The 7608-nt window shown below is 67.7% G+C and carries 8 protein-coding genes and 1 pseudogene; 3 read left to right on the forward strand and 6 right to left on the reverse strand.

The genetic code is table 11. The annotated features are described in order from the left end of the window. Positions 1-49: 49 nt before the first annotated feature. The 6 genes from AX744_RS18310 to AX744_RS18340 form a co-directional block, all read right to left on the reverse strand. Positions 50-859: an OmpA/MotB family protein gene (locus AX744_RS18310; RefSeq protein WP_061018519.1), complete on the reverse strand. Its 810-nt coding sequence runs from the start codon at positions 857-859 to the stop codon at positions 50-52. Further along, on the reverse strand, positions 856-1665 hold the full coding sequence (locus AX744_RS18315; RefSeq protein WP_058632702.1) for a motility protein A: 810 nt from the start codon (positions 1663-1665) through the stop codon (positions 856-858). The genes AX744_RS18310 and AX744_RS18315 overlap by 4 nt, the downstream gene beginning before the upstream one ends. Next, the gene (locus AX744_RS18320; protein ID WP_058632703.1) at positions 1665-1913 is read right to left on the reverse strand and encodes a flagellar FlbD family protein; all 249 of its coding nucleotides are present in this window, start codon (positions 1911-1913) and stop codon (positions 1665-1667) included. The genes AX744_RS18315 and AX744_RS18320 overlap by 1 nt, the downstream gene beginning before the upstream one ends. A 146-nt stretch (positions 1914-2059) precedes the next feature. After that, positions 2060-3760, reverse strand: a complete 1701-nt coding sequence (locus AX744_RS18325; protein ID WP_061018521.1) for a long-chain-fatty-acid--CoA ligase — start codon at positions 3758-3760, stop codon at positions 2060-2062. A gap of 43 nt (positions 3761-3803) precedes the next feature. Further along, positions 3804-4202: a hypothetical protein gene (locus tag AX744_RS18330; RefSeq protein ID WP_061018523.1), complete on the reverse strand. Its 399-nt coding sequence runs from the start codon at positions 4200-4202 to the stop codon at positions 3804-3806. Between the two features lie 224 nt (positions 4203-4426). Continuing rightward, on the reverse strand, positions 4427-4708 hold the full coding sequence (locus AX744_RS18340; RefSeq protein ID WP_046747384.1) for an ArsR/SmtB family transcription factor: 282 nt from the start codon (positions 4706-4708) through the stop codon (positions 4427-4429). Positions 4709-4851: 143 nt separating this feature from the next. Between AX744_RS18340 and AX744_RS18345 the strand changes: the two genes are divergently transcribed. The 3 genes and pseudogenes from AX744_RS18345 to arsB all read left to right on the forward strand — a co-directional run bounded on the left by AX744_RS18345 (position 4852) and on the right by arsB (position 7585). Next, positions 4852-6153, forward strand: coding sequence for an NAD(P)-binding domain-containing protein (locus AX744_RS18345; protein WP_061018525.1), 1302 nt, complete (start codon positions 4852-4854; stop codon positions 6151-6153). 143 nt (positions 6154-6296) lie between these two features. After that, positions 6297-6413, forward strand: a pseudogene (locus tag AX744_RS21115) (thioredoxin-disulfide reductase); the annotation flags it as partial. A 74-nt stretch (positions 6414-6487) separates the two neighbouring features. After that, positions 6488-7585 carry an ACR3 family arsenite efflux transporter gene (arsB, locus tag AX744_RS18355; RefSeq protein WP_061018530.1) on the forward strand — a complete coding sequence of 366 codons (1098 nt, stop codon included), beginning with the start codon at positions 6488-6490 and terminating at the stop codon, positions 7583-7585. Positions 7586-7608 lie beyond the last annotated feature (23 nt).

A 7608-nucleotide genomic window follows, 5' to 3' on the forward strand; every position in this document is an offset into this window, starting at 1 on the left:
GAACCGGACTATCGGGCGGTGATCGGCGTGCGTTAGGAGGGAAGGGTGCTCAGGAGGCCGGCTTCCCCGCCTGGGCCTGGGGGATGAGGGCTCGCACCTCCTCGTTCGCATCGGACAGGACCACGATGTCGACCCTGCGATTCTGGGCCAGTGCGTCCGGTGCATCTCCGGCGGCGACAGGACGCGTGTCGCCGAAGCCGACGGACTTGAGATGGGCGGGGGGAAGACCCGAGGCCTCCACGAGGTGTCGCAGCACCTGCGTCGAGCGGCCGGCGGAGAGCTCCCAGTTCGTCGGGTACGGGGCGACCGACCCACGCACGTCGGCGTGGCCCTCGACCGAGATCTCGTTGGTGGTGGTGACCAGTACGGAGCCGAGCGCATCGAGGACCAGGAGCGCCTTGTCGCTGAGCGTCGTGCTGTTCGTGTCGAAGAACGTCTCCGCGCTCACCAGCCCGATCGTGAGGCCGCGCTCGTCGATCGTGAAGGTGACATCCGTCTCGAGACCGTTGTCGGCGAGCACCTGGCGCAGACGCTCGCGAAGCGCCGAGAGCTCGTTGAACTCGGTCTGCGCGGCGGCCAGGTCGACGTCGGCGAAGTCCTCGCCCTTCTCGTCGACCAGCTCCGGGGGCACGACCACGCCCGTGGTGGCGTCGATCTCGTCGGACGGCTCCTGCCCGAAGCCCGTGGCGAGAGAAGCGCTCAGAGCCTCGAACTTCTCCTGGTCGACGGTCGACATGGCGAACAGCACGATGAACATGCACATCAGCACGGTCACCATGTCCATATAGGACGCCATCCACCGCTCGTCCGGACCGCTGTGCTCCTCCTGCGGCACGCGGCGACGGGCACGGACGCTCATGACGCCTGCTCCGTCTCCTCGGCTGCTGAGGTGCGGGCCTTCCGGCCGGATCGGGCAGAGGGACGCTCGGACACCAGCGCTCGCAGACGCTCATTCACGAACTGGGGCGGAGCGCCGGCCTGGACCGCGAGCATGCCCTCCATGAGCACCGTCATGCGCTCGACTTCGAGCTCGCCGAGCCGCTGCAGGCGACCGCCGATGGGCAGCCAGATGAAGTTTGCCGAGAGCAGACCCCACAGCGTCGCCACGAATGCTGTCGCGATCATCGGACCGAGGGTGTCCGGCTTGTCGAGCTTCTCGAGCACGTGCGTGAGGGAGACGACGGTGCCGATGATGCCGACCGTTGGCGCGAAGCCTCCGAGCGTCATGTAGAAGCGTGAGGCGGTGCGGTTGCGGGCGGCGGTCGAGGTGAGCTCGTCCTCCAGCAGTGTGCGCAGGTCTTCCGCGTCCGTGCCGTCGGCGATGCTCTGCAGTGCCTGGCGCAGGAACGGGTCCTTCTCGTCCTCGAGTCCCTGCTCGAGGGCGAGGAGCCCTTCGGCACGCGCCTTCTCGGCGTAGCCGACCACCGTGTCGATCATGCTCGACGCGGTGCGGCGCTCACCGCGGAATGCGCGGGGCAGCGATTTGACCGCATGCAGCGCATCGCGCATGGTGCCGCTCGCGATGCCGACGGCGATCGTGGCTCCGAAGACCAGCACCATCGGGGCGGGGATCAGCAGCGATCCGAGGGTCGCGCCCTCGAGGTTGATCATGGCGATCAGGGCGCCGAACGCGAGGATCAGTCCGAGGATGAGAGACGGATCCATCAGAGACCGACCTCAGAAGCGGGGGCCGCGGAATCGGTTCCCGCTGCGGTGATCAGGGCGGCGGCGGTTGCCAGCACCCCGGCGCGGAACCGGGTGATCTGCGCGATCACGTCATCCATCGTCTCGGTGACGACGAAGGTCGCACCGTCGACCATGATGAGCGTCGTGTCCGGCGTTGCCTGGACACGTTCGATCAGGTCGGGATTCACCGCGAACCGCGAACGGTTCAGGCGCGTGAGGACGATCATGGGCTCCATCCTGGAAAGATCCGTCCGCGTTCCGAAGAGCACAGACCCGACGGCCCGTCCTGGGCTGTCGGGGGTGACTGTCGGCCGGACGGCGTTGCGCGTTAGGCGGGCTCGCCGTCGGTGATCGACGCCAGGATTCAGCGGACTCAGCGGTCGGCGAGCAGCTGGTCGCGCACTTGGCGCCGCAGCACCTTGCCGATGAGGGACCGGGGGAGGTCGTCGACGGCCGTGATCCGTCGCGGCACCTTGTAGGGCGTGAGCCGGGTGCGGCAGAAGTCGCGCAGCGCATCGACCTCGAGAGCAGCTCCGTCGCGGAGCACCACTGCCGCGACGACCTCTTCTCCACCGTGCGGCTTGGGGAGGCCGACGACCGCTGCGGCCTCGACATCGGGGTGGGCGACGAGCGCATCCTCCACCTCGCTCGGCGACACGTTGAAGCCTCCCGTGATGATGAGTTCCTTGAGCCTGTCGACGATGGTCACGAAGCCGTCGGGCGAGACCTGGGCGATGTCGCCTGTGCGGAGCCACCCGTCGGGCAGCAGCGCGTCGGCCGTCTCACCCGGACGACGCCAGTACCCCTGGAACACCTGCGGGCCGCGCAGGAGCAGTTCCCCTGGATCGCCGGCGGACAGGTCGACATCGGGGTCAGCGGGGTCCACGATCCGGATCTCCGTGCTCGGGAAGGGCACACCGACGGTGCCGGGGCGACGTGTCGGGCCCATCGGGTTGCCGAGCGCCACCGGCGAGCTCTCCGTCATGCCGTAGCCCTCGACGAGCAGGCCGCCGGTCGCCTCCTCCCAGCGTTTCACCGTCGCGACAGGGAGGCTCATCGCTCCGGAGATGGCGAAGCGCACGGTCGAGAGGTCGATGGTCCCTCGGGCGGCTGCGCGGGCGAGAGCGTCGTAGATCGGCGGCACGGCCGGAAGGAACGTGGGTGGAGTCGTCCGTGCCGCAGCCGTGACCAGGCCCAGGTCGAACGCGGGGAACAGGACCAGCCGCGCTCCGATGCTCATCGCGAAGGTCAGGCACAGAGTCATGCCGTACGCGTGGAACAGCGGCAGCACACCGTAGAAGGTCTCCTCGCCGTCGACGAGTCCGGGCACCCACGCCCGCCCCTGCATCGCATTGGCTCGGAGGTTGGAGTGGGTGAGGATCGCTCCCTTCGGGACGCCCGTCGTGCCGCTGGTGTACTGCAGGAGCGCGGTGTCGTCCAAGGTCGGCCCCGGCACTCGGCGTGAGATGCGTCGGTGCGCAGCGAGCTGCTTCCACGCGATCAGGTGCCGCGCTTTCGGGGTGCCGGTGAGCTTCGCGCGGGCCTCGCGGGCTTTGGGCAGAGGCAGACGGAGAGCGAGGCGCTTCGACAGCGGCATCGCCTCGGTGATGTCGACGCTCACGATGTGCTCGACCCTGACGTCGGCGGGGAATCCAGCGATCGTGTCGGCGGACTTGTCCCACACGACGGCGACCCGCGCCCCATGATCTTCGAACTGGTGGCGAAGCTCGCGTGCGGTGTACAGCGGGTTGTGCTCGACCACGATCGCCCCGAGCCGGAGGATCGCATAGAACGCCACGACGTGCTGCGGGGAGTTGGGCAGTACCAGGGCCACCCTGTCGCCGGCGCCGACCCCGAGCCGACGCAATCCCTCGGCGGCCCGTTCGACCTGCTCGCCGAGGTCACGGTACGACGTGACGGCACCGAAGAAGTCCAGCGCCGGTCGTCGAGAGAACGCCTTGACACTCGCGGCGAGCATCTCGGGCAGCGTCTGCGATGGTTCCTCGATCTCGGCGGGAACGCCGTCCGCATAGGAATCGAGCCAGGGACGTGCGGCGAGCGGTGATGCGGACATGTCTTCCATCCTGCCCGCGAACACTGTGTGCGGACTCCGTGCCTCAGCCGACGAACAGCAGGACGACGGAGAGGACGACCGCACAGCCTCCGACCGCGGCCAGAGTGATCCCGAGCACCTGGAAGGCATGGAGCAGCGGTCGTCGGGGCTCGAACCGCATCAGGCCGGGGTGACGCGCGCTGACGAACGCGTCGACTTCCTCACGTCCGCGCCAGTGGACGGACTCGTCGGAGCGGAGCGCTCGTTCCCGGAAATCGCCGGCCGCGAACCAGCGGGCGCGTGCCCGGCCATCCTGCTCCTCGACGATGACGACCTCCTGAGGCAGCCAGGAGCCGTCATGCATCTTCACCAGGAGCACGATGACGAGCAGGGGCAGGCCGATGCCGAGCCCGATCCAGGACAAGACCTCGGCGATGGTGCCGAATGCGTCGAGGGCGTTCATCTCCGGCTCCGTTCTTCCGGATACGACAGTACCGGGGGAGCGCGGGGTGTTCGGATCAGCTGGGACCGAACGACGTGTTCGTCGTGCCGAAGGGTGTGGAGCACTGCCCGCGAGCCGACGAAGAAGTGCACGCCATCCTCTTGGAGCCGAAGGGGACCGTCAACACGGGGGACGCCGGCGGGGAGATGACCTCGGAGCTCCGCGAGCTCTGACGATCGAGGTGCTCAGACCGCGTGGAGAGCAGCGGCAGCCGCATCCATCGCGTCGACGTTCAGAGCGAAGTACGCCCACTTGCCGCGCTGTTCTCGCGTGACCAGTCCCGCTTCCGCGAGCAGTTTCATGTGGTGGGACACCGTGCCCTGCGAGAGTCCCACAGGCTCGGTCAGGTCGCAGATGCACGCTTCTCCGCCAGCTCCGGCGGCGATGAGCGACAACAGTCGGACGCGCGTGGGGTCGCCGAGCGCTTTGAAGACCCGGGCAACGCGTTCCGCATCCTCGACGGTCATCGAGGGTGCTATTGGCGGAACGCAGCAGGATGTCGCTTCGATTGTCGTTGACACGCTCACGGATCTAGTCTGCCACGTATTGACAACCTTCGATAGGTGAGCGACAGTCTTCATATTGAACTTTGTCAATGTGAGGAGATGTCATGTCTGAGCTACCTGTCGTCATCGTCGGAGCGGGTCCGCAGGGCCTCGCCGCCGCGGCGCATCTCGTCGAACGCGACGAGAACGTGATGGTGATCGAGCGTGGTGAGGGGCCTGCTGCTGCGGTTTCCGAGTGGGGACACGTGCGCCTGTTCTCGGCCTGGCCGGAGCTCGTGGACGCTGCAGCACGTCGTCTTCTTGAGACGACCGGCTGGGCTGCACCGGTGTCGGGATATCCGACCGGTGCCGACTGGGTGGACGGCTACCTGGCGCCTCTGGCGAATGCCTTGGGTGAGCGGATCCACTACGCGACGACCGTCACCGGAGTCGCTCGTCACGGCCGTGACAAGGTCGTCGAGGGCGGTCGCAGGGGCCAGCCCTTCGTCGTGCATACGGTCAGCGCGGACGGACAGGAGTCGCGAGTTCTCGCTCGCGCTGTCATCGACGCGAGCGGCACTTGGGCTCTTCCGAATCCGGCGGGAGCGGATGGATATCCCGCCCTCGGGGAGGCCGCAGCATCGGATCTGATCTCGTACCGCATCCCGGCCGATGTGGCAGAGCTCGCGGGGTCGCAGGTCGTCGTCGTGGGAGCGGGGCACTCTGCCGCGCACGCCGTCCTGAGATTGAGCGAGCTGGCACGACGGGCCCCTGGCACCCGCGTCACCTGGATTCTCCGTAGGGGGGCGGCAACGAACGTCTTCGGAGGCGGCGCCGGAGATGAGCTTCCCGAACGCGCCGCGCTCGGCTCTCGCGCGCGCAAGATGGTCGACGAGGGTGTCGTGCAGCTGGTGACCGGATTCCGGGTCGCCGAGTTCCGGCAGACCGCTGACGGGCTGACCGTGGTCGCCGAAGACGGGCGCGAGGTGGAAGGTGTCGGTCGCGTGTTCGCACTCACGGGCTTTCGGCCGGACACTGAGATGCTGCGAGAGCTCCGGATCGATCTCGATCCCGCGCTCGAGGCGGTCGCTGGCATCGCGTCCGAGATCGACCCGAACATCCACTCCTGCGGATCCGTGGGTGCCACGGGAGCGCGAGAGCTCGCGCAGCCAGAGCAGGGGTTCTTCATCGTCGGCGCGAAGTCCTACGGCCGGGCGCCGACGTTCCTCGCGTTGACCGGCTTCGAGCAGGTGCGAAGTGTCGCCGCGCACCTCGTGGGAGATCATGAGGCTGCAGGGCGCAGCGAGCTCGTCCTCCCCGATACCGGCGTGTGCGGGGGATCCGGCGACTTCGACGACGACGCGGGCAGCTGCTGTGCGGCTCCCTCGGCTATCCGGATCGGCGCGCGGCCCGTCACTGTCGGCTGATTTCCGATCACGGAAGGGCGGGACTCCTCAGAGGAGGCCCGCCCTTCCGTGTCCAACCGACGAGTCAGGTTGCCAGGGTGCCGGGCAGATGAACTCCCCGAGCAGCGATTGCGTTCTATATTTATGAATGTCAATATAGACGTATGTCGATACAAGAAGCTGAGCTTGGAATCATCGGGCCCGGCCCTGCGGGGTGCACCGCGGCCGTCTACGCCGCGCGTGCAGGTCTCCAGCCCACGCTTCCGGCCGGTACGGTGACTCAGGATGCCCAGCACCACCTGGCCGCGCTTGACGAACCTGCACCCGTAGAGGTCGACACCGAGAAGGTCTTCGCATGAGCACCGCAACCGTGCCCACCACCGCCCCGGCCGCTCGGCGTCTGTCCACCTTGGATCGGTGGTTGCCGCTGTGGATCGGCCTGGCCATGGTCGGGGGTATCCTCGTCGGCCGCCTCATCCCGGGCGTCTCCGATCTCCTGGCCGGCCTCGAGCTCGGTGGGATCTCCGTTCCCATCGCGCTCGGCCTGCTCGTGATGATGTACCCGGTCCTCGCGAAGGTCCGCTACGACAAGGTCGCCGCCGTCACGGGTGACAAGAAGCTGCTCATCTCGTCGCTGGTGCTCAACTGGATCGTCGGCCCTGCGCTGATGTTCGTCCTCGCCTGGGCGTTCCTGCCCGATCTGCCCGAGTACCGCACGGGACTCATCATCGTCGGGCTCGCGCGCTGCATCGCCATGGTCGTCATCTGGAACGATCTCGCCTGCGGTGACCGCGAAGCGGCCGCAGTCCTCGTCGCCATCAACTCGGTCTTCCAGGTCGTCGCGTTCTCGCTGCTGGGCTGGTTCTACCTCACCGTGCTCCCCGGCTGGCTGGGGCTGGACTCGCAGGGGCTGGAGATCTCGGTCTGGCAGATCGCACTGAACGTGCTGATCTTCCTCGGCATCCCCCTCATCGCCGGCTTCGCCTCCCGCCTCATCGGAGAGCGTGCGAAGGGGCGCGACTGGTACGAAGACCGCTTCCTGCCGAAGATCGGTCCCTGGGCCCTCTACGGGCTGCTGTTCACCATCGTGCTGCTGTTCGCCCTCCAGGGGGAACAGGTCACCAGCCGCCCGTGGGACGTCGCCCGGATCGCGCTTCCTCTGCTGGCCTACTTCGCGGTCATGTGGTTCATCGGCCTGTTCACCGGGAAGACACTCGGACTCGGTTACGCCCGCTCCTCGACCCTGGCATTCACCGCGGCCGGCAACAACTTCGAGCTCGCCATCGCCGTCGCCATCGGCACGTTCGGAGCGACGTCCGGGCAGGCCCTCGCCGGCGTCGTCGGCCCGCTGATCGAGGTCCCGGTTCTCGTCGGGCTCGTGTACGTCTCCCTCTCGGCGGCCCGCCGCTGGTTCCACACCGACCCGTACACCGCTGAAAGGATGCCGTCATGAACGTCACCGCTGCGACCGACACT

Source organism: Microbacterium sp. CCH5-D1 (assembly GCF_001557335.1).
Lineage (GTDB): Bacteria > Actinomycetota > Actinomycetes > Actinomycetales > Microbacteriaceae > Microbacterium > Microbacterium oxydans.

Coding starts and splice junctions, on each gene's coding strand:
- AX744_RS18340 (WP_046747384.1), bottom strand. CDS start 4,708: ATGACCGTCGAGGATGCGGAACGCGTTGCCCGGGTCTTCAAAGCGCTC.
- AX744_RS18325 (WP_061018521.1), bottom strand. CDS start 3,760: ATGTCCGCATCACCGCTCGCCGCACGTCCCTGGCTCGATTCCTATGCG.
- AX744_RS18315 (WP_058632702.1), bottom strand. CDS start 1,665: ATGGATCCGTCTCTCATCCTCGGACTGATCCTCGCGTTCGGCGCCCTG.
- arsB (WP_061018530.1), top strand. CDS start 6,488: ATGAGCACCGCAACCGTGCCCACCACCGCCCCGGCCGCTCGGCGTCTG.
- AX744_RS18310 (WP_061018519.1), bottom strand. CDS start 859: ATGAGCGTCCGTGCCCGTCGCCGCGTGCCGCAGGAGGAGCACAGCGGT.
- AX744_RS18330 (WP_061018523.1), bottom strand. CDS start 4,202: ATGAACGCCCTCGACGCATTCGGCACCATCGCCGAGGTCTTGTCCTGG.
- AX744_RS18345 (WP_061018525.1), top strand. CDS start 4,852: ATGTCTGAGCTACCTGTCGTCATCGTCGGAGCGGGTCCGCAGGGCCTC.
- AX744_RS18320 (WP_058632703.1), bottom strand. CDS start 1,913: ATGATCGTCCTCACGCGCCTGAACCGTTCGCGGTTCGCGGTGAATCCC.